Genomic DNA, 21950 nt, shown 5'->3' on the forward strand with positions numbered 1-21950 from the left:
TCGCGGACTCGCGGACTCGCGGACTCGCGGACTCGCGGACTCGCGGACTCGCGGACTCGCGGACTCGCGGACTCGCGGACTCGCGGACTCGCGGATTCCTGCAACTTTCGTCGATCCGCCGCACCGCCGGATTCAGGCCGGCGTCGCCGGTGCCGCTCCCGTGCGCGACCGGCTGATGCCCGTGGCGAGGCGGGGTGTGTAGTGCTCGACGAGCTGGTGCTGTTCCGCGGAGCTCAGCTCGAGGTCGAGGGCGGCGACGGCGTCGGTGAGGTGGTGCGGCCTCGTCGCTCCCAGGATGGGCGCGGTGATGCCCGGCTGCTGCGCCACCCAGGCGAGGGCCACCTGCGCGCGGGTGACCCCGCGGGACTCCGCGACCGCGGCGACGGCGTCGATGATCGCCTTGTCGGCCGTCGCCGTCGCGTCGTAGAGGCGGCGGGCGGACTCGTCGACGCGGCTGCGCGTGGTCTCGGCGTCCGAGGCCCGCGTGAGCCGTCCTCGGGCCAGCGGACTCCACGGGATGACGCCGACCCCCTGGTAGCGGCAGAAGGGCAGCACCTCCCGCTCCTCCTCGCGCTGCAGGAGGTTGTACTGGTTCTGCATCGACACGAACCTCGTCCAGCCGTGCAGGTCCGCCGCGTGCTGCAGCTCGGCGAACTGCCACGCGGACATCGAGCAGGCGCCGAGGTAGCGGACCTTGCCGGCGCGCACCACGTCGTGGAGCGCGGACATCGTCTCCTCGACCGTGACGTCCGGGTCGAACCGGTGCACCTGGTAGAGGTCGATGTAGTCGGTGCCGAGGCGGCGCAGGCTCTCGTCGACCTGGGTCAGGATCGCGGTGCGGGACAGGCCACCGCCCTTGGGGCCCTGGGTCATGTTGCCGAACACCTTGGTCGCGATGACCACGTCGTCGCGCCGGACGAACTCGCGCACCAGCTTCCCGACGATCTCCTCGCTGGCGCCGTGCGAGTACACGTTCGCCGTGTCGAACGTGGTGATGCCCGACTCGACCGCGTGCCGGAACAACGGACGCGCGTCATCGATCCCCACCGCCCACCGGTGGGTGCCGCCGCCGGGATCACCGAAACCCATGCAGCCCAGCACGATCCTCGACACGGTCAGGCCGCTCTTGCCCATCCTCACCGACTGCACGGCGCGTCACCTCCCGCAAGCCGGCGCAGCCACGTCGCCACGACGTGGCCGGCCGCGGGCAGCATGGTCAGGTGGTCGCCGGACGCCGTGGCCGCCTCGTGGGGCAGCTCCCAGGTCGCGCCGGCGGTCTCGGCTCCGACGTGCAGCACCGGCACCTCGAGCGGGCAGGGCGTCCAGCCGTCGAGCAGGCGCAGGTACGCGCCGGTGGCCGTGAGCCTGGTCAGGCCGACCTCGTCGATGCCGAGCGCCTCCTCGCGTTCCACCGAGCCGGCGAGAGCGGCGGAGGCCTTGTCGCGGATGAAGTCCGGTGACGGCCACGAGGCGTCCAGGAGAACCACACCGCGCAGATCGACCGGCGGATCGCTCGTGAGCCGTTCCGCGACCAGGTGTGCGATCCAGCCGCCGGACGAGTAGCCGCACAGCACGGCGGGCCTGTTCCCCACGACGGGGGTGAGCGCCGCGACGTGCGCGGCGATCAGCGCGTCCGCGTCGGCGGGTACCGGCTGCCCCTCCGCGAAACCGGGGTGGGCGACACCGTGCACGTCCGCGACGCCGTCGAAGGCCCTGGCGAACTCGGTGAACTTCGTCGGTGTGGTCATGGGGAGCATCGACGAGAAGCAGACGACCACCACGGGACCGGACCCGCTCGCGAGCGGAATTACCTGACCCGCGACCGGATCGCCCGCCGTGAACACCGGCCGCGACACGGACGCGGCGCGGATCAGGTCGGCGGCCGCACGCGGGTCCTTCTTGCAGAGCAGGCGGTAGAGCTGTTCGAACCCCGCGGGCGGGGTGTGCGCCGCGGCCGCGGTGAGGTGCCGTGCCAACGCGGCAGGAGTCGGGTGGTCGAACACGGCACCGCTGGACAGGGACAGGCCGGTCGCGGCAGCGAGTTCGTTGCGGAACCGCACGGACGACGCCGAGTCGAAGCCGTAGTCGCGGAACGTCCTGTCCGGGTCGATGAGCGCGGTGCTGCCGAGGAGGCGTGACGCGCACTCGCGCACGACGCGGAGCAGATCCGCGGTGGCCGCGCGCTGTCCGCGGGTACCGGTGCGCGAGGTGGCCAGCTCCACGAGCTTGCCACGGCGGATCTTGCCCGACGGCGTCAACGGCATCGCGTCGACGGTGACCAGTTCCAGCGGAAGCTTGTAGTCCGCCACACCGGCCTCCCGCAGGGTCGTCACGGCGTCGTCGAGCGTGAGGCGCGGCTCGTCGGTGACGAGGCACGGGTACTCGCCGAGCCGGTCGTCGGGCATGCCCACGACCGCGACGTGTCCGACGTGCGCCAGGAGGTCCTCGATCTCGCGGGCGACGACCTTGCGGCCGCCGACGTTGATCAGGTCGCCCGTCCTGCCCCGGTGCTCGACCCGTCCGTCGTCGTCGATCCTGGCGAGGTCGCCGGTGCGCAGCCAGCCGTCGTCGGTGAAGCACGCCCTGGTCAGGTCCGGGTCGGCCAGGTAGCCGAGGAACGTCGTCGCGCTGCGGAACTGCAGCTCGCCGTTCCGCACGCGGACCTCGGCGCCGGGAAGGGGGTGGCCCACGGTGGACGAGGCGGCCTCGTCGGGGTCGTCCGGCCGCGTGGAGGTGCCGGCGCCGATCTCCGACATGCCCCAGGTCACCAGCACGGAGGCGTTCACCGCCGCACGGAGGTCCTCGACCAGACGAGCCGGCACGGGTGCGCCGGAGGTCCGGACGGTGCGCAGCGCGGGCAGCGACCGCCCGCCGAGCCGGGAGAGGACGTCGTGCAGTTGTGCCGGCACGGCGCAGAGGGCGGTGACCGAGGCCTTCTCCGCCAGCGCCAGGAAGTCGTCGGCGTCCCAGCTGGGCAGCAGGGCGACCACCGCACGGCCCAGCAGGCTGAGGTGGACCGAGTGCAGGCCGAACAGGTGGGAGAACGGGCTGGCGCTGACCACGACGTCGCTGCCGTGCAGGGGACTGGTCGAGGCCAGCGCGGAGGCGTTGGAGAGCAGACCGTCGTGGCTGTGCAGGCAGATCTTCGGCCGGGTCGAGGTGGTGCCCGACGACGGCAGGGCCACGAACGGCATGGACGGCGTGACCGCGACGGGACGCGGTGCACCGCCCTCGCCCTCGGCGCGGATCCGTGCCCACTCCTCCCGGTCGACGACCGCCACGGGCCGGGCGAGACCGAGCAACGCGTCCACCTCTGCCTGGCCCAAGGCCAAATGCAGGGGCATCAGGACGGCACCCAGCTGGGCGAGGGCCACGTGCAGGGTGAGGAACTCCCAGCCGTTGGGCAGTCGTGCCGCGACGAGGTCGCCGGGCTTCACGCCGCGGTCCTGGAGTCCTTTCGCGACGGCAGCCGCGTCGGACTGCCACCGCGCCCAGGTCCACGAGCGATCACCATCGGTCACGGCGACCGAAGAACGGCTCGCGGAGACCGCAGCGGCGAACAGCGCGGGGAAGGTGAGTCCCTGCTTCTCGCCGGCGGACAACGTCGGTGTCCGTGCCACCGCGGTGGTGTTCATCGTCCACTCCGTTCGGGTCGTGCGCTCTCGGGTGCCGCGTACTCGTCCATTTCGGACTCCGGTTGCGTCTCAGGCGGTGACCCGCTCGGTGACGAACCGGTCGAGCACGTCCGCGGCGGTGCGGACGTCCACGTCCAGCCCGCGGTCCTCGTCGATCGGCGGGATCTCCGCCGCCAGCGCGTCCACGAGTTCCGCGCACTTGTGCGCACGTGCACCGTGGGGACGCAGGTGCGCGGCCTGGCGGAGACCGACCGCCAGGCTGCCGTGCAGGATCCTCAGGTTCTGCGCCTGCTCCAGCGCGGTGAGGGCCGCCTGGGTGCCGAAGGGCACGACGTCCTGGTTGTGCAGGTTCGTCGGAAGGCTCTGGATGCTTGCAGGCACGCACGCCCGGCGCATGGCCGCGACGATCGCCGTGGTGGCGAGCTGCACGCCCTGGACGCCGTGCTGCCGGCCCGGCCGGGTCGTGAGCATCGGAGGAAGTCCGCTGCTGCGCACGGGGTCGACCAGCAGGTCGAGCTGGCGTTCGGCGAGGTTGCCCATCTGGGTGGCGGTCATCGAGAGCAGGTCTCCCGCGAACGCGACGGGCTGGCCGAAGAAGTTGCCGCCGTGGGCCACCAAGTCGTCGTCCGGGAAGAACAGGGGGTTGTCGCTGACGCCGTTGAGATCGCGGTCCACCACGTCCGCCGCCCAGGTGAGGGCCGACAGCGCCGCGCCCATGAGGTGTGGCACGCACCGGATGCTGTAGGGCTCCTGGAGGGGCCGGTCGCCGGTGGGCCTCGTGCCCTCCAGGTGCGCTCGCAGCGCGTCACCGACGGTCGCGGCCTCGGGGTGGCCGTACGCGTCGAGCAGCTGGGGCACCAGGAAGGCGGGTTCCGCGCCCAGCAGGTCGGCCAGCGCCGCGGTGAGCAGCACACCGATCCGGTGGGACCGCCGCAGCGACGCCACGGCGAGCCCGGCCGCGGCGCTGGTGACCGAGGTGCCGTTGACCATGGACAGGCCGTCCCTGCCGGTGAGGGTCAGGGGGCGCAGGCCCGCCGCGGCCAGCGCGTCGGCGGCGCTCATCCTCGTGCCACCCGCCAGCGCGTGGCCGTTGCCGCGCAAGGCCTGTGCGATGTGGGCGAGAGGGATGAGGTCGCCGCTCGCCCCCACCGAGCCCAGGCCGGGGACGACGGGGGTGAAGTCGGTCTCGAGGGCGGCGCAGAGCGCGTCGAGCGCCGTCGGCGAGATGCCGGAGACGCCGCGCGCCAGCGACCAGGTGCGCACGAGCATCGTCGCGCGCACGACCTCGGGCGGCAGCTCGCGCCCCTGCCCGGCGGTGAGGTGCTGCAGGGCGTTGTCGCTCTGCGCGGCCTGGTCCTCGCTCCCGTCGTAGGTGACCAGCGGGCCGAACCCGGTCGTCGCCCCGTAAACCTGCTTGTTCCCCGACAACGTGTCCCGCACGAACTGGAACCCCCGGCGCACGCGCCGGTCGAAGTCGTCGTCCCGTGTGATGGCGACGGGACGTGCCGACGCTTCGAGCATGTCCGTGGTGAGCACCGCGCCGGTGTCCAGAGTCGTCTTCTCCGCCGCCTGAGTCATGAAACCCTCCGCCTTGTTGGGTGGTTGTGGATCGGCACGCGTCGCCTTGTGCACCAGGACCTTAGGAAGCGAGGGGATGTCTTCCCACACCATTCCGCTCACCGGAACGGTCCCCTCGGACACCCGTTCCGGTGGCTGGAACGCTTGTGGTGTCCCGGGTTTCCGCCTTCCGCGCGATCCGGCCGCCAGGGGTCCACATGCGACAGACGTACGGGCGTCCCGGTGGAGCGGGGGCGGCGCGGGCGGGTCTGAGGAGGTCCGGCTGCGCGCCGGCCGTGAGGTCCCGCCGGCCGGCTTATCAGTCGATTCGGCTCATCGATAAATGACGATCACGTGTTGATCGGAGCGGAATCGCCTGGTTACGCTCCGCCGCGTTCAAAGATTCTTTTCAGAATCCCGGTCATCGGAGGTGGAGATGACGTCTGCGCGCGTTTCCTCGGTGAGCACGGCGATGGTGGACGGGACGTGTTCCGCGGAGAAGACCCAGGGTGCCGTCGAGAAGGCGGTGCTGATCATCCGTTACCTCGGGGAGAGGGGCGGGGTCTGCGCCCTGGCCGACATCGCACGGGACCTGCAGCTCGCCAAGACGACCACGCACCGGCTGCTGCGCACCCTCGAGGCCGAGCAGGCCGTCCGGCGGACGCCCATCGGGTACGAGCTGGGCGACCTGAGACTCACGGCGGGGCTGACGAGCCACGACCACGACCTGCTGCGGCGGCACGCGCTGAAGGGCATGCTGCGCCTGTACGAGCTGACGCACCTGCTCGTCCAGCTGATGGTCGTGGAGGACAACGAGGTCCGCTGCGTGGAGCAGTTCGAGCCACCCGGTGCCGGCCTGCTGTCCCGCCCGATCGACTTCGACCGGTCCTGGTCCGCGCTGGAGACCGCCGCCGGAAAGGCGGTGCTGACGCTGAAAGCGCACCGGACCTCGCCCGGCCGAGCCGCCTCCCGGGTCGCCCACGACGACGGAGTCACCCACCGAGGGCTGCGCACCTGTGCCGTGCCGGTCGTCGCGGACGGTCCGTTGTTCGCCGCGGTGTCGGTGAGCGGGCCGCAGGCTTTCGTCGCGCGGCCGGAGGTCCAGACCGCGCTGGCGCACGTGGGACGCTTGTACGAGCCGTTGTGCGCCGGTCTGGCGAGCTGAGGCCGGACGGGAGCGATGGGGTCCGTCATCCCCTGGCGACCGACCGATCGGTGAGTGCTCGTGGAAATAGCGCAGCGCACCTGCGCGAGAATGCAGGAGTGGTCGTCGTCACCCGTTCTTGAGCCGGTGTTCCAGGCACGCCCGCGCGTTCCTCACGTTCTCCTCCTTGATCCCCCGTTCGAGTGAATTCTCGGGCGAACCGAGCTGATCCCGACATGGCACCGGTAGATCGAGAACGTTCACGTTCCAGCCGGTTGCGATCTCCTTGTCCGTTGACATAGGGTCGCGGGCGGGCAGCCGAGTGTGACGGCGGTGAAGGTTTCCGCTCGGGCTGGCCTGGCGCCGCGAGGTGAATGGTGGTTTCCGTGAGCAACAAGGTGGAACTCCGGCACCTGCGTTATTTCGCCGCGGTGGCTGAAACGTGCCACTTCGGTCAGGCCGCGAAACGTCTCAACATCGCCCAGCCCGCGTTGTCGCACGCCATCAGGCAGTTGGAGGAAGAGCTCGGCGTCAGCTTGCTGACCCGCACCACACGGCGGGTGGTGCTCACCGACGCGGGCCGGTTCTTCCTCGACGAGGCGCTGTACACGTTGAACCGCGTCGACGCCGGCATCAACGGTGCCAGACTGCTCGGCGAGGGGCAGTCCGGCCTCGTGCGCATCGGGCTCACCTGCACGGCGACCTTCGCGCACATGCCGTTCCTGATCCAGTCGATCCGGAAGAAGCTGCCCGGTCTCGAGTTCGAGGTCCACTCGGACCTCTCGACCGAGGAGCAGTGGGTCAAGCTCCGGGAGGAGACGCTCGACCTCGGGGTCGTGCACCCGCCGGTGCACGACGGGGACGAGGACGTGGAGTTGATCCCGATCTGCGAGGAGCCCCTCATCGTCGTCCTCCCCGTCGGCCACTCCCTCGCGGAGAAGGAGTCGCTGGACATGGCCGACCTGCAGGACGAGTCCTTCATCACCGGGGTGAAGCCGGAGTCGGGCATCGCCAACGCGGTGATGAAGATGTGCCTGGACGCCGGTTTCAGCCTGACGAAGAAGCACGCGGTGTCGAACATGCCGAGCCTCCTCGCGTTGGTCGCCTCCGGGCTCGGCATCGGCGTGGTGCCGGCCGCCGCCCGGTCGGTTCCCGTCCCCGGCGTCGTCTTCCGTCCGCTCGACGGGTCGCCGGTGGTGCCGGTGGCCCTGGCGTGGCTCAGGTCGAAGCGGTCGCCGGTGATGGCCGGGGTCGTGGAGGCGTTCGAGGACCTCCTGCCGAAGGCGTAGCTCCGGGCGCGGTGCTCGACAGCACGCCCATGACGCGAGCGCGGTCTCAATTCGTTGCGTCCTGTTTGTTTGGATGCGAGAACTTCTTTCACGACCCGCATCGCGGCGTTCCGGGACAGCGCGGCGGTTGAGTCCACCGGGGTGCGGTGGTCCTGTTCAGAACTCAGAACTGCGAACTCCGCAAATCGGCAAGTAAATGAGAACGCTAACATTTGGTGCGGTTGCAGCGGCGGGTCGGAGTGGACATACTGTTGTCAGTCGACAACCGAACGTGATGGCGTGCAGCGGTGCGCACCACCGTGGTGGCAATGATCAGCCACTGCGGAGGCGCTCTGTTGTTGCGGTCGTGAGGGCCGGGATCAACGAACCGGTCTTGTGGCCGGATGATTGAGGTTCTTCATGGGCAACAGGGTCGAACTCAGGCATCTCAGGTACTTCGTCGCGGTTGCCGAAACACGCCATTTCGGCCAGGCCGCCGAAATGCTGAACATGGCCCAGCCGGCCCTGTCGCACGCGATTCGGCAGCTGGAGGACGAGCTCGGCGTGTGCCTTCTGGCGCGGTCGACGCGAAGCGTGGAGCTCACCGAAGCAGGGAAGTTCTTCCTCGACGAGGCCTTGAACACGTTGAACCGGATCGACGCCGGGATCGACGGTGCCCGGCTGCTCGGAGAAGGCCAGTCGGGGCTCCTCCGGATCGCGCTCACGGGATCGTCCTCCTTGGCGCACATGCCGTTCTTCGTCCAGACGATCCGCAAGAGGCTGCCCGCTCTCGAGTTCGAGGTGCACTCGGACATCTCCACCGAGGAGCAGTGCGTCATGCTCCGGGAGGAGACGCTCGACCTCGGGGTCGTGCACCCGCCGGTGCACTGCGAGGACGTGGAGTTGCTGCCGGTCTTCGACGAGCGCCTGGTCGTCGTCCTCCCTGCCGGCCACCCGCTCGCGGAGCGGAGTTCGCTGAGCTTCGGGGAGCTCCGCGACGAGGCTTTCATCACCGAGGTGAAGCCGGAGGCGGGCATCGCCAAGGCAGTGCTGCAGATGTGCCTGAACGCCGGCTTCAGCCCGAAGCGCAAGCACGTGGTGTCGAACATGCCGACGCTCCTCGCTCTGGTCGCGGCCGGCCTCGGGATCGGTGTCGTGCCGGAGTCGGCCCGTTCGATCCCGTTGCCGGGCGTCGCGATCCGATCCCTTGACGACGCGTTGACCGTGAGTATCGCCCTCGCCTGGCACGAGTCGCAGCGTTCGCCGTTGATGGCCAACGTGCTGAAGGCCTTCGGCTCCGGCGCCGGGCAGGAGCGGCGGTCCGACGACACACGGGTGGCCGGCTGAGGAGACCGCTCAGGCCGAGACGCTCACGGGCGCATCCTCGCCGGCAGCTCGCACGAGTTTCATCAGCACCGATCTGGCGCTGCACTCGAGGTAGGTGTGGTGCCCCTCCGCGCCGAGCGCCAGCAGGCTCTCCAGGAAGCCGACCGGACGCACGAGGTGGCTCGTCAGCACTTCGCGCACGTCCTCCGGGCGCACGATCCGCCGACCCAGCACGGGGGAGTGGACCGGGATGCCCGGTGCCGCACAGGTGACCGCGTCCACCGCGGAGGAGAACCGGGCCGCCGCCTCGTCGAGGAGCGCGTTGTGGAACGGATAGGACACGTGCAGGTGCGTCGTCTCGACGCCCGCCGCGGCGGCGAGGCGCGTCAAGCGCCGCAGTGACTCCGCCGGTCCGGAGACGACGACCTGCTCGGGGCTGTTGACGACGGCGAGCGCGGCTCGTCCGTCGGCGAGCCCGGCGAGCAACTCGTCGGCGCGGTGCCTGCCGGTGCGCAGGGCGAGCATGCCGCCCGTCGGCAGACCTGCGCCGCGCAGTGCCTCGTCCCGCGCGATGATCAGCCGGACCGCGTCCTCGAGTGCGAGACATCCGGAGGCCACGAGAGCGGCGAACTCGCCGAGGCTGTGACCGACCAGTACGGCGGGCGACAGGCCGCAGCAACGGGTGTAGAAGTCGTACAGGCAGATCTCGGTCGCGAAGATCGCCAGGTGAAGGCTGCAGGGGTCGTCTTCGACCAGACTCCGGAGCGTCGGAGCCGTGCGGTCGGTGAGCAACTCGGCCACCTCGGGTCCGCCTGCGGCCGTGGACGCCGCGTTGATCCGCTCCAGTACGGCGGGGAGTCCCGCGAAGTCGTCCGCGAACTCGTGCAGGCCACCCGGAAGAAAACCGCCGTGGCCGGCGAACAGGAAAACCGGGTCGGTGCATCGCTGGTTCACAGAACTCCCTCGTCGGTGTGCTGTGTTCGAAATATCGTCGTGGCGCCGCTGAGGAACAAGACGCTATTCCGCTACGTGGAACGTCGTGATGGCCGTCGTGGAGATGGCTGCGGAGCCTCCTGTGGTGATTGCGGAGTTCCGCAGGTTCACCGTGACCGGTATTCCATAGCGTCGGGCATCTCTCCTCCGCAGGGTGCGTCGAGGAGGTCGTGAGGAGTGGTGGCGGTGTTGTCGATCAGCACGTCTCGCACAGGTGCACCGACCGGGGGCGATGCCCCGCGACCGGATGGGAACATCGCGACGGGCCGGACCTCCGCGGCGAAGGTGCTCGCCGTCCTGGAGGCCTTCAGCCTCTGCCGAGGTGAGGTCGGCGTCGCCGAGCTGGCGAGGAAGGCGGGGCTGCCGAAGTCGACGACGCACCGGATGCTGGGCGTCCTGTGCGACGAGGGCTTCGTCAGGACGGCTGCCGGGCGTTACGAACTGACGGTCAAGGTCGCGACGTTGGCGCATTCCGACACCGACGTCGAACCCGGGCTCTACGACCGGGTCCTCCCGCATCTGACCGACCTCCACGAAACGGTCAAGCACCCGGTTCTGCTGGTCGTGCGCGACGGGTCCGTCGCCCGTGTCGTCAAGCGGGTGTGCGGCAGCCGCACCGCGGGGTTCGCGACCCACCTCGGCGACACGCTGCCCCTGCACTGCACGGCTGCGGGCAAGTTGCTCCTGGCGCACGTGGACGGGGGCAGGCTCCAACGGCAACCGGTGCCGGCCGGTGGTGTCGCCGTGGACGTCAACGAGTGGCGGTTCGGCGTGACGAGCTTGGCGGTCGCTCTGCGGGACTCCGCGACCGCGCCGCCGGTCGTGATCACGGTGGTCGGTCCTTCCGCCAGGGTGGATGTGCGAGCGGTGGCCCCTGCGCTGAAGCGGGTCGCGCACCACGCCGCACTGGGCGTGCGGGACTCGCAACTCCGGTCCATCGCGACGTGATGCGGCAGGTGGTGGACGACCTCTCCCGCGAAAGCATTCTTGATTTCCGTCGACGCTTGTCAGGGCTGTCGGTGACGTCATTTCCGTCGAACCGTCCGCGTTCCGGTGATCGGGACGGCGTCTTGACCAGATCATGATCCACTTCCAAAGTGGATCACCTGGGAAAGGCGCCTGCGACCAATCGAGAGCCGAGGAAGCAAGTGATGTCGTCCGACTTGGAGTTCTCTGCCGCTGCCGTGGAAAAGTGGCTCGTGAAGCGCATTTCGGAAATCACCGGCACTCCTGCTCATTTCGTCGACGTGGACGAGCGGGTGAACAGGTACCTCCTCGAATCGGTGCGCATGGTCCGCCTGCTGGCCGACCTCGGCGCCGAGCTGGGCAGGCCGCTGCCGCCCACGATGATGTGGGAGAACCCGACCACCAGGTCACTGGCCAGGGCGGTGTGCGCCTCCGCGCGACCCGAGGAGCCGCACCCGGCCACGGCGCCGGTCACGCGCGGTGCCCTCCCGGACGACCCCATCGCCGTGGTCGGCATGTCCTGCCGCTTCCCGGGAGCCGTCGATCCGGACGCGTACTGGTCGTTGCTGTCGAACGGCGTGGACGCCGTCGCCGGCGTGCCGTCGCGGCGCTGGGACGCCGAGCCGGCTCAGGTCGAGACCGGCGGCTGGCGCGGTGGTTTCCTCGACCAGGTCGACGGATTCGATCCGCGGTTCTTCGGCATCTCGCCACGCGAGGCGGCCGAGATGGACCCGCAGCAGCGGCTGGCCATGGAGCTGTCGTGGGAGGCGCTCGACGACGCGGGCATAGCGCCGCACAGCCTCCGCGACACCCGGACCGGCGTCTTCTTCGGTGCCATGTGGCACGACTACGCCCAGTTGGCCGCGGGGGACGTCGACGGGGTCACGCAGCACACCGCGACGGGTCAGGACCTCAGCATCATCCCCGCCAGGGTCTCCTACTTCCTCGGGCTGCGCGGGCCGGCCATCACGCTGAACACCGCGTGTTCGTCCGCGCTGGTCGCCATCCACCAGGCGCGGCAGAGCCTCCTGCTCGGCGAGTCGTCCCTCGCACTGGCCGGAGGGGTCAACCTCATCCTCGCACTCGACAGCATGGTGGCGATGGACCGGTTCGGTGCGATGGCCCCGGACGGGCGGTGCAAGGCGTTCGACAGCAGGGCCAACGGGTACGTGCGGGGCGAGGGCGGCGGTGTGGTGGTGCTCAAACCGCTGTCCCGCGCGCTGGCCGACGGCAATCCCGTCCACTGCGTCATCCGGGGCAGCGCGATCAACAACGACGGCTTCAGCAACGGCATGACCGCTCCCAGCCCGGCCGCGCAGGTGGAGGTCCTGCGCGCCGCGTACGCCAACGCCGGGATCGACCCCGCGGAGGTCGACTACGTCGAGGCGCACGGCACCGGGACGATGCTCGGCGACCCGATCGAGGCGGGAGCGCTGGGCGCGGTGCTCGGAGCGGGGCGCCCTGCCGACCGTCCGCTGGTGCTCGGCTCGGCGAAGACCAACATCGGACACCTCGAAGCGGCCGCGGGGATGGCGGGCTTCATCAAGACCGTCCTGGCGCTGGGCAACCGCTCGATCCCGGCGAGCCTGCACTTCGAGACCCCGAACCCGCACATCGACTTCGACGGCCTGCGGTTGCGGGTCGCCGCACAGCGCACGCGGTGGCCGCGGCGTGACCGTCCCGGGCTCGCCGGGGTGAGCGCCTTCGGTTTCGGCGGAACCAACTGCCACGTGGTCCTGCAGGAGACGGACACGTCCGGGGCGTACCTGGTGCCGGTGTCGGCCCGTGACGAGGACGGCCTCCGCACCGCGGCGGCGGAGCTGCGCGAGGCGTGCGGACGCCCCGGCACGACGATGCCGGAGCTGGTGTCCGCCGTCGTGGCCGGGGGAGCCGGCCAGAGGCGGAGGCTGGCGATCACCGCGCAGGACCACGCCGACCTGGCGAGGCGGCTCACCGCGCACCTCGACGGCCATCCGCTGCCCGGCACGGTGTCCGGTGCCGCGGAAGCAGAACGCGGGAACCCGGTGTTCCTGTTCGCCGGTCAGGGATCGCAGTGGCTCGGCATGGGCAGGGACCTGCTCCCCGAGCCCGCCTTCCTGGCCTCGGTGCGGCGCTGCGACCGCGCGATGCGCTCCTACCTCGACGTGTCCGTCGTGGACGTCCTGCTCGCCGACGACCCGGCCTGGCTGGAAGACCTGCGGCTGGTGCAACCGGCGATCTTCGCCGTGCAGGTCGCCCTCGCCGACCTGTGGCGCTCCTGGGGAGTGCACCCCGCCGCCGTCGCGGGGCAGAGCATGGGCGAGATCGCGGCGGCCCACGTCGCGGGCTGCCTGAGCCTGGACGACGCGGTCCGGATCGTCTGCGTCCGCAGCGAGATCGTGCACGGAGCCGCCTCCGGCTCGGGCGCGATGGCCGTGGTCGAGCTGCCCGCCGAGCGGGTTCGCGGTTTGATCGCGAGCCGCGCGGACGAGATCTCCGTCGCCGTCAGCAGCGGTCCCGCCTCGACGGTGATCTCCGGAGCGGCGGACGCCGTGCGGGACCTGTCGGCCGAACTCGCGCGGTCGGGGATCACCCTGCGGCCGATCCAGGTGGACTACGCGTCGCACTCGCCCCGGATGGACCCGCTGCTGCCCGAGCTGCGCTCGGCGCTGAGCGGCGTGCGCCCCCACCTCGGTGCGATCCCCTTCTACTCGACGGTCGTCGGCGAAGCGCTGACCGGCGACGAGCTGGACGCCGAGTACTGGTGCGACAACCTGCGCGAGCCGGTCCTCTTCGCGGAGGTCGTGCGGCTGCTCGTGGCGGAGGGGCACCGCGAGTTCATCGACGTGAACCCGCATCCGCTCCTCGTGCACAACGTGGCCCAGTGCCTGGAGGAGGCCGGGTGTGAGGGGCACGTGCTGCCGTCCGCCCGACGCGCCGAGCCGAGCCGCCCGGTCCTGCTCGACTCCCTCGGCCGGCTCTACTGCCAGGGGCAGGACGTGAACTGGTCGCGAGTGCACGCGCGGATCGGCCGACAGCCGGGCGTGCTCCCGCAGGCACCGGACGAGCAGGAGCAGGAGCCGGTGGTCGTACCCCTGTCCGCCCACACCCCTGCCGCGCTCGCCCAGGCCGCCACCGAGCTCGCCGCGGTCGTGCGGACCGCCACGAACCTCGGGGACATCGGCCACACGGCCGCCCGTCGCTCTTCACACGCGCATCGACTGGCTGTTGTCGGTGCTTCGCGCGCCGAACTGGCCGACGCCCTCGAAGCAGCCGCGGAACGGCCGCCGGCACCGACCTGGAAGAAGCCGTCCGTCGTGTTCGTCTTCCCCGGACACGGTGCGGCGTGGCGGGGAATGGGCCAGGAGCTCGCCGCGACCGAGCCGGTGTTCCGGGACGCGCTCGAAGACTGCGCTGCGGCCATCCGGCGGATCAGCGGGTTCTCCGTCCTCGAGTTCCTGCGGCGGGAGGACCGCGAGACCGACGTCCCGCTGATCGAGGAGGTGCAGCCCGCCCTGTTCGCGATGGAGGTCGCGCTGGCAGCCCTGTGGAGGTCGTGGGGAGTCGAACCGGACGCGGTCGTGGGGCAGAGCATGGGAGAGATCGCCGCTGCACACGTCGCCGGCGCGCTGTCCCTCGACGACGCCGCACTGGTGATGTGCCGCCGCAGCGAACTCCTGGCGTCGATCCGCGGGCAGGGAGCGATGGCGGTGGTCGAGCTCGGTCTCCAGGACGCGCTGGAGCTCGTCGGCCGGTGGGACGGCCGGATCGAGATCGCGGCGAGCAACGGTCCGTCCTCGACGCTGCTGGCCGGAAGTCCCGAGGCGGTCGAAGAGGTGCTGGGCGAGCTGGAGCGCGCGAACGTGTTCGGGCGGCGCATGGTCGTCGACGTGGCCGGGCACAGCAGGCAGGTGGAGCCGCTGCTCGGCGAGCTCCGTGCTGGGCTGCGCGGAGTCTGGCCGGCCCCGACCGCGGTGCCGTTCTGCTCCAGCGTCACCGGCGCGGTGCGCGCGGGCGAGGAGCTGGGCACGTCCTACTGGCTGCGGAACCTGCGCGAACCGGTGATGCTCGGGCCGGCCGTCGCCCTGCTCGCCGAGCAGGGACACCAGGTGTTCCTGGAGATCGGCCCGCACTCCGTCCTCGGCCCGGCGATCGACTCGACCCTGCACTCCGTCGGCGCGACGGCCACCACGATCGCCAGGGCGCACCGCAAGCGCGGCGAGCGGACGGGCCTGCTGGAGGCCGTGGCGGCGCTGTACACGGCGGGGCACGAGATCGACTGGGACCGGGTGCAGCCGGCCGGCCGCACGGTCCCGCTGCCGACCTACCCCTGGCAGCGTGAACGGCACTGGCACGACCGCGTCCCCGGCGCCCGGCGGACGACCGCGGTCGACGACGGCTCATCCGCCGATCAGGGAGAAGTCGCGGGGCACGAGGCCGCGGGCGCCGACGACGGCGCCGACTTCGAGGAACGGCTCGCGAACCGGGTGGCCTGGGTGCTGCGCCAGCGGCAGGACGACGTCCAGCGGGACGTCCAGCTGAGCAAGCTGGGCATGACCTCCCTGATGGCGATGGAACTGCGCAACCTGGTGCTGCGGGACCTGGCCGTGTCCCTCCCGGTCTCGCGGGTGCTGCAGGCGGACGGGATCTCCGCACTCGCGGCCGAGGCGCAGGCGCTGACGGGCACCGGCCGGACGGCGCCCGGCGCCGCGGCGGTCGTGGGATCGATGGACCGGATGGAGCTGTGAACACGATGACCTCGTTGGTGGAACTCGTCGGCAGGGGCGTGCAGCTGACGCCGGCGGGCGACCGGCTGCGGCTGCGGGCGGCGCCGGGCGTCCTCGACCCCGCCGGGCAGGACGCGGTGAAGGAGCACAAGTCCGAGCTCCTGGACGCGCTCGGCGGGCGCTCCGCGTGCCGGCTGACCGGTGTGCAGGACCGCATCTGGTTCCTCACCAAGCTCGACCCGACGGGAGTGGCGTACACGTTCACCGTCACCTACCGGATCGAGGGACCGGTCGACGCGGCGGCGCTCGCCTCGGCACTGGAGACCGTCTGGCGCCGCCACCCCGGTCTGCGGGCGACCTTCGAGGAGATCGGGGGAGTGCCGGTCCAGTTCATCGAGCCGGGGTCGGCGCCGGTGCTCAGGACCGCCGACCTCCCCGGTGCCACCCGCGAGGAGGTCGACCGGGCACTGCGGGACGCCCTGATCGCGCCTTTCGACCTGTCTCGCGGCCCGTTGGCGCGTTCGATGCTCGTGCGGACCGGGGAGCGGGAGCACGTGTGGGGGCTGACCCTGCACCACCTCGTCGCCGACGGGTGGACGACCGGGCTCGTCGTGCGGGAGGTCGCCGAGATCCTCTGCGGTGAGGACGCTCCGGCCGCGGTCGTGGGCCTGGACTACACCGACTACGCCGAGTGGGAGCGCACGCACGCCGACAGCCCTGCCGCCGCCGCGAACCTGGACCACTGGGTGGGTGCGTTGTCGGGCAGCACTCCGCTGGAACTGCCGCTGGACCACCCGCGCCCCGCCCAGCGCGGTCACGCCGGCGCGCGGGTCGACTTCGTCCTGCGGCCGGGGCTGACGGCCGGGCTGACGGAGTTCGGCCAGGAGGAGTCGGCGACGCGGTTCGCCACGCTGCTCGCCGTCCACCTGGTGCTGCTGTGGCACTACACCGAGCGCGACGACATCTCGATCGGCACGCCGTTCGCCAACAGGCTGGACCCCGCGTTCGAGCGCACCGCCGGATGCTTCGTGAGCACCCTGGTGCTGCGCGTCGGACTGTCGCCCGAGCTGAGTTTCCGCGAGTTGGTGCGCAGGACCGCCGCGGTGTGCGCGGACGCCTGGGACCACCAGAACTACTCGTACGAGAAGCTCGTGGGCGAGGTGGCGGGGAGCCGGGACCTCAGCCGCAGTCCGCTGTTCCAGGCGTTCTTCGCGTTCCAGGACGCGTTCCACCCGCTGAGGCTGCCCGGTGCCGCGGCCGAGCTGCGCCCGTTCGACACCGGCAGCGTCCAGTTCGACCTCGAACTGCACTTCCACCCCGGCGTCGACGCACGGGGACTGCTGGGCAGCTTCTACTACGACACCGCCCTGTTCGAGCGGTCGACGGTCGAGGCCATGGCTCGCCGCTGGCAGCACCTCGCCATGTCACTGCTCGGCTCACCAGATCTCCCGATCGGCGACGTCTCCCTGATGACGGAGCTGGAGCGCCGAAACCTCCTCCGTCGCAACAACACCACGTCGGACCACGTACGGGACACGACGGTCGACCGGCTCGTGGCGCAACGGGCCGAGGCCGCCCCCGAACGCGTCGCCGTCCGCTGCGACGGCCGTGAGCTGAGCTACGCGGAGCTCGACCGCGCCGTGTCCGCGTTGGCCCGCCGGATCGATGCGGCGGGAGGCCGCGGGCGACGCGTCGGGATCTTCCTGGACCGCGGTTCCGAGATGGTGGTGGCGGTGCTGGCGGCGCTCCGCGCGGGCGCGGTCTTCGTACCGCTGGCCACCGATCTGCCCGAGGAGCGGATGGCCTGGATCGTCGAGGACACCGGCATGTCCCTGGCGATCACGTCGTCTGATGTCGCCATCCGCCTGCCGGATCAGGTGGTGCCGCTGCCGGTCGACGAGCCACCGGGCACGACGCCCGGCGGGCCCCTGGAACCACCCGCCTCCGACAGCCCCGCCTACGTGCTGCACACGTCCGGGTCGACGGGCCGGCCCAAGGGCGTCGAGGTGAGGCACGACAACCTGCTGAACCTGCTGCACGCGATGGCGGTGAAACCGGGAATCCGGCAGGACGACGTGTTCCTCGCCGTGACCAGCCTGTCGTTCGACATCTCGCTGCTGGAGCTCCTGCTCCCGCTGGTCACCGGTGCGACGGTCGTCGTCGCCACGCTGGAGGAGGCGACGGATCCGGCTCGCCTGGCCGGCCTGCTGGACTCCAGTGGCGCCACCGTCATGCAGGCGACGCCCTCGACGTGGCGGATGCTGTTCGACTCCGGCTGGAAAGGGCTTTCCCGGCTCACGGCGCTGTGCGGCGGGGAGGCGCTGAGCCGTGACCTGGCCGACCAGCTCCTGGACGGGTGCGAGGAGGTCTGGAACCTCTACGGTCCGACCGAGACGACGATCTGGTCCGCCCGCTGGAAGGTCGACGCGACCGATCCGGTCCGCATCGGGGAACCGATCGAGAACACCCGGTTCCACGTCGTCAACGGACGCGGCCTGCTCGTACCGCCAGGAGTGCCCGGCGAGCTGTGCATCGCGGGTGAGGGCGTCGCGAACGGTTACCTGAACCGGCCGGAGGAGACCGGGCGGCGGTTCGCCGAACTGGCGGAGGTGCCCGAGCGCGTCTACCGCACCGGCGATCTGGTCCGCGAGCTGGCGGACGGCACCCTGACCTTTCTGGGCAGGACGGACCAGCAGCTCAAGGTGCGTGGTCACCGCGTCGAGGCCGCCGAGGTCGAACACGTGCTGCGCCGGCATCCCTCGGTCGCCGACGCCGTGGTCACCCTCACGGCGGACGGTGTGCTCGTCGCCCACGTGGCCACGCACGAGGGCGGCACCACGCCCGCGGAAGAACTCCGCGACCTGCTCGGTCCCGTGCTCCCCGCCTACATGGTGCCGCAGCGCTTCGTCGTGCACACGGCATTCCCGATGACACCCAACGGCAAGGTCGACCGCAAGGCGCTCTCGTCGATCGTCCCCGAGCCGGCTCCGGCCGACACCTCGAGCGCACCGCCGGTCGGCGAGACCGAGGAGGTCGTCGCGCGGATCTACGGCGACCTCCTCGGCCGGACCGGCGTCGGCAGGCACGACGGCTTCTTCGACCTGGGCGGGCACTCCCTGCTGGCCACCAGGGCGCTGTTCCAGGTCGGGGAGCGCTTCGGCGCGCGGGTCGAGCTGCAGGACCTCTTCGCGAACCCGACGGTGGCCGCACTCGCCGCGCGGATCGACGACGGCCTGACCCGGGGCGCCCAGGACGACCTCGCCATCAGCGCGGCCCTCGACCGGCTCGAGTCGATGTCGGACGAGGAAGCCGCGCGCCTGCTCGACGGCCTCCACTGAAGAACCAGCGAACCAGGAGAGAGAGCGCGATGAACACGACCGACCGGCTCCAGCGGCTGTCCGACACCAAGCGGCTGGCGTTGTTGCGGCTGCTGGAGAACAGGAACATCGGCAACGACCGGCTGCTCACCCTGGAGGGGTCGAACGTCAAGGTGCTGCGGGAGGGCAGCCCGATCCTGTTCCTCTACCCCGCCACGGACGGCAGCGTGAGCTACATGAACAACTACCTGCCGCACATCCCCGAGTCCTGGGGCGTGTACGCGTTGCAGACCCCCGGCATGGAAGGGGAGCAGCCGCCGTACCGGACCGTCGCGGAGCTGGCCGCGCACGGCATCCGCCAGATGCGTCGCGTCCAGCCGGAGGGCCCCTACTACGTCGCCGGGAACTGCATGGGCGGGCTGCCGGCCTACGAGACCGCCCGCCAGCTCCACGAGCAAGGCGAACGAACCGGCCTCGTCCTGCACCTGATGCCGAACTTCAACCGCCCCTGGAAGGAGCTGCCGGTCGACGGCGGCTCGTTGCAGCAGCGGGCGATCATGGACTACGTCTACATCATCGAACGCCTGCTGGACGTGCGGATCGACCTCCCGTGGGACGAGCTGAACGAGCTCGACGAGGAGGCGCAGGTCGAGTACGTCGTCCGCTACGTCGACGAGCACGACCTGCTGTCCGGAATGGACCTCGACGTGTTCCGCAACCGGATGGCCATCTACAAGGCGAACCTCTCGGCGATGCTCACCTACGACCCCCCGAGCGGTTTCGACGGCAGCATCACGATCCTCGCCGTCGGCGAGGCCAGCCGGCAGGAGACCGCGATCCACGCCCTGTCGCCCTACGCCGCACCACTGCGGTCGATCCACCGCGACCAGATCAACACCATCTTCGTCGACGCCGACGGCGGCGCGCTGTTCGACGGGGCGGAGCCGGACATCGGCAGGATCGGCCGCGAGCTGCGCGAGATCATCGCCGCCGCGGGCGAAGGCGCCCGCGCGTGATCTCCGCGCAACAGGACCGCTATCCGCACCTGTTCTCCCCGCTGCAGGTGGGCCGCGCGCGGTTGAAGAACCGCATCGTGTTCCCGGCCATCATGAACAACTACGCGCGTGAGGGACTGGTGACCGACCGCACGGTCGCCTTCTACGCCGAACGCGCGGCCGGTGGTGCGGCGATGGTGGTCTCCGAGGGGTTGTTCGTCCACCCGAGCCCGGTACCCGCGCAGACCACGTTGGCGGCGTACGAACCCGCCAACATCGCGGGGTTCGAGCGCATCGCGGCCGCGGTCGAGGAGCACGACTGCCGGATGATCGGTCAGCTCATGCACTCGGGCAGGCAGCAGGTGCGAGGTCCCGTGTCGGACAGTTCGATCGGAGTGTCGTCCCTGCCGGACCCCTACAGCTGGACGGTTCCGCACGTGATGTCCACGGCGGAGGTCCGGATGGTGGTCGAGGCGTTCGTGACCTCCGCCGCCGTCCTGCAGCGCGCGGGGTTCTCCGGGGTCGAGGTGCACGCGGCGCACGGTCACCTGATCACGCAGTTCCTGTCGCCGTGGTCGAACACCAGGCAGGACGAGTACGGCGGCGACCTGGACGGCCGGACCAGGTTCCTGCGCGAGGTCCTGGCCGGGATCAGGTCGGTGTGCGGGACGGACTTCGTGCTGGGCTTGAAGATGCCGGGCGACGAGCTGGTGGAGGGAGGCATCACCGCGCGGGAGTCGGCCCGCATCGCGAACCGGGTGAGCCGGGAGACACCTCCGGACTACCTCGCGTTCGGGCAGGGCAACTCCTCGCTCAGCTTCGGCGACCACGTGCCCGACATGCACTACCCGCCCGGCCCGTACCTCGGGATCCAGCGGGATCTCCGGACAGCGGTGAGCCCCCCGGTCCTGGCGTTCGGCCGGATCACCTCCGCCGCCCAGGCCGAGGCCGTGATCCGCGACGGGACCGGTGACCTGGTCGGTCTGGGACGCCTCCTGGTGGCCGACCCCGGGTTCCCGGTCAAGGTGCGGGCGGGCCGCGAGCGGGAGGTGCGGCCGTGCGTCTACTGCAACGTCTGCTGGGGCGAGGTCACCAGCGGTCGCACGATCGCCTGTGTCGTCAACCCCGACCTCGGCACCGGCGGCGAAGCGGCTCGCCCGGTCCGCCGGTCGCCGAGGCGGCGCGAGGTCACCGTCGTCGGTGGCGGTGTGGCTGGTCTTCAGGCCGCCGCGGCGGCCGCCGAACACGGCCACCGGGTGACCCTGCTGGCCGGACCGCGCCTGGGAGGCAAGGCGAGGGTGGAGTCGCTGCTGCCGGGACGAGGCGATCTCGCCGCCGTCCTGGAGCGGCAGCGGTGGCTGGTGGAGCACACCGGGGTGCGCGTCGAGCAGAGCGGGCACGTCACGGAGGAGGCGGTCCTCGCGACCGGTCCCGACGTCGTCGTCCTCGCCACCGGGGCGCACATGATGCGACCGCCCACCCTCGGCGCCGACAGCGAGGACGGTGTCAGCGTGCGGGACTACCTGGCCCAGGACGACGCCGGAACCGGTGACGGCACCGCGGTGCTGTTCGACTTCGACCACTCGGCCGGGACCTACGCGGTGGCCGACCTCCTGGCGCGGCGCTACCGCGACGTGGTGGTCGTGACGGCCAGGACGTCCCTGGGCGACGGCGTGCCGTACGTGAGCCGCCTGGGCGTCCACCGGCGACTGCACGAGGCGGGCGTGCGCATCGAGCTGTCGACCGAACCGGTGCTGTACGAGGACCACGTGCTGCGCTGCGCCAACGTCTTCACCGGACAGCTCACCGAGATCGAGGACGTGGCCCTGTTCACCTGGTCGACCCCCCGCCGGCCGGTCGACGAGCTGTCGCAGCCGCTGTCGGCGCGCGGGATGTCCGTGCACGTCATCGGGGACGCGTACGCGCCGGGAACGATGCTCACGTCCATCCGGGAGGCCGAGATGCTCGGCAGGCGGCTGTGAGGGCACCTCCGCGGTCGTTGTTCCGAGATCCCGTTCCACCCGGTCACCTTCGTGGAGATGA

12 protein-coding genes are annotated in these 21950 nt (G+C 70.9%); 8 read left to right on the top strand and 4 right to left on the bottom strand.

Annotated elements, in window-relative coordinates:
• Positions 1-132: 132 nt before the first annotated feature.
• From BMY74_RS39020 to BMY74_RS39030, 3 genes are all read right to left on the bottom strand, one after another.
• Positions 133-1149 carry an aldo/keto reductase gene (locus tag BMY74_RS39020; protein ID WP_089925773.1) on the bottom strand — a complete coding sequence of 339 codons (1017 nt, stop codon included), beginning with the start codon at positions 1147-1149 and terminating at the stop codon, positions 133-135.
• Entirely contained in the window at positions 1137-3635 is a 2499-nt protein-coding gene (locus BMY74_RS39025) for an AMP-binding protein (protein WP_089925775.1), read from the bottom strand. The genes BMY74_RS39020 and BMY74_RS39025 overlap by 13 nt, the downstream gene beginning before the upstream one ends.
• 69 nt (positions 3636-3704) lie before the next feature.
• A complete protein-coding gene (locus BMY74_RS39030; RefSeq protein WP_177230141.1) occupies positions 3705-5213 on the bottom strand; it encodes an HAL/PAL/TAL family ammonia-lyase in 1509 nt (502 codons plus the stop codon).
• A gap of 415 nt (positions 5214-5628) precedes the next feature.
• Between BMY74_RS39030 and BMY74_RS39035 the strand changes: the two genes are divergently transcribed.
• The 3 genes from BMY74_RS39035 (at position 5629) to BMY74_RS39045 (ending at position 8951) form a co-directional block, all read left to right on the top strand.
• Positions 5629-6357 (top strand): helix-turn-helix domain-containing protein, encoded by a 729-nt coding sequence (locus BMY74_RS39035; RefSeq protein WP_089925778.1) that lies wholly within the window; start codon positions 5629-5631, stop codon positions 6355-6357.
• A gap of 365 nt (positions 6358-6722) precedes the next feature.
• Entirely contained in the window at positions 6723-7625 is a 903-nt protein-coding gene (locus tag BMY74_RS39040) for a LysR family transcriptional regulator (protein WP_245786626.1), read from the top strand.
• A gap of 399 nt (positions 7626-8024) precedes the next feature.
• Positions 8025-8951 (top strand): LysR family transcriptional regulator, encoded by a 927-nt coding sequence (locus tag BMY74_RS39045; RefSeq protein WP_089925781.1) that lies wholly within the window; start codon positions 8025-8027, stop codon positions 8949-8951.
• A gap of 9 nt (positions 8952-8960) precedes the next feature.
• On the opposite strand, the gene BMY74_RS39050 is transcribed toward BMY74_RS39045, so the two are convergent.
• Positions 8961-9884 (bottom strand): ACP S-malonyltransferase, encoded by a 924-nt coding sequence (locus BMY74_RS39050; protein ID WP_177230142.1) that lies wholly within the window; start codon positions 9882-9884, stop codon positions 8961-8963.
• Positions 9885-10208: 324 nt separating this feature from the next.
• Here BMY74_RS39050 and BMY74_RS39055 point away from each other — a divergent pair, with 324 nt between their 5' ends.
• The 5 genes from BMY74_RS39055 to BMY74_RS39075 all read left to right on the top strand — a co-directional run bounded on the left by BMY74_RS39055 (position 10209) and on the right by BMY74_RS39075 (position 21889).
• A complete protein-coding gene (locus tag BMY74_RS39055) occupies positions 10209-10871 on the top strand; it encodes an IclR family transcriptional regulator (RefSeq protein ID WP_177230143.1) in 663 nt (220 codons plus the stop codon).
• 251 nt (positions 10872-11122) lie between these two features.
• Complete coding sequence (locus tag BMY74_RS39060; protein WP_245786627.1) at positions 11123-15616, top strand: type I polyketide synthase; 4494 nt, start codon at positions 11123-11125, stop codon at positions 15614-15616.
• A gap of 5 nt (positions 15617-15621) precedes the next feature.
• Positions 15622-18933, top strand: coding sequence for a non-ribosomal peptide synthetase (locus BMY74_RS39065; protein WP_177230144.1), 3312 nt, complete (start codon positions 15622-15624; stop codon positions 18931-18933).
• Between the two features lie 29 nt (positions 18934-18962).
• Positions 18963-19928, top strand: coding sequence for a thioesterase domain-containing protein (locus BMY74_RS39070; protein WP_089925793.1), 966 nt, complete (start codon positions 18963-18965; stop codon positions 19926-19928).
• Entirely contained in the window at positions 19925-21889 is a 1965-nt protein-coding gene (locus tag BMY74_RS39075; RefSeq protein ID WP_245786628.1) for an oxidoreductase, read from the top strand. The genes BMY74_RS39070 and BMY74_RS39075 overlap by 4 nt, the downstream gene beginning before the upstream one ends.
• Positions 21890-21950: the final 61 nt, after the last annotated feature.

Origin of the sequence: Lentzea albida (genome assembly GCF_900111005.1) — a bacterium.
GTDB lineage: Bacteria > Actinomycetota > Actinomycetes > Mycobacteriales > Pseudonocardiaceae > Lentzea > Lentzea albida.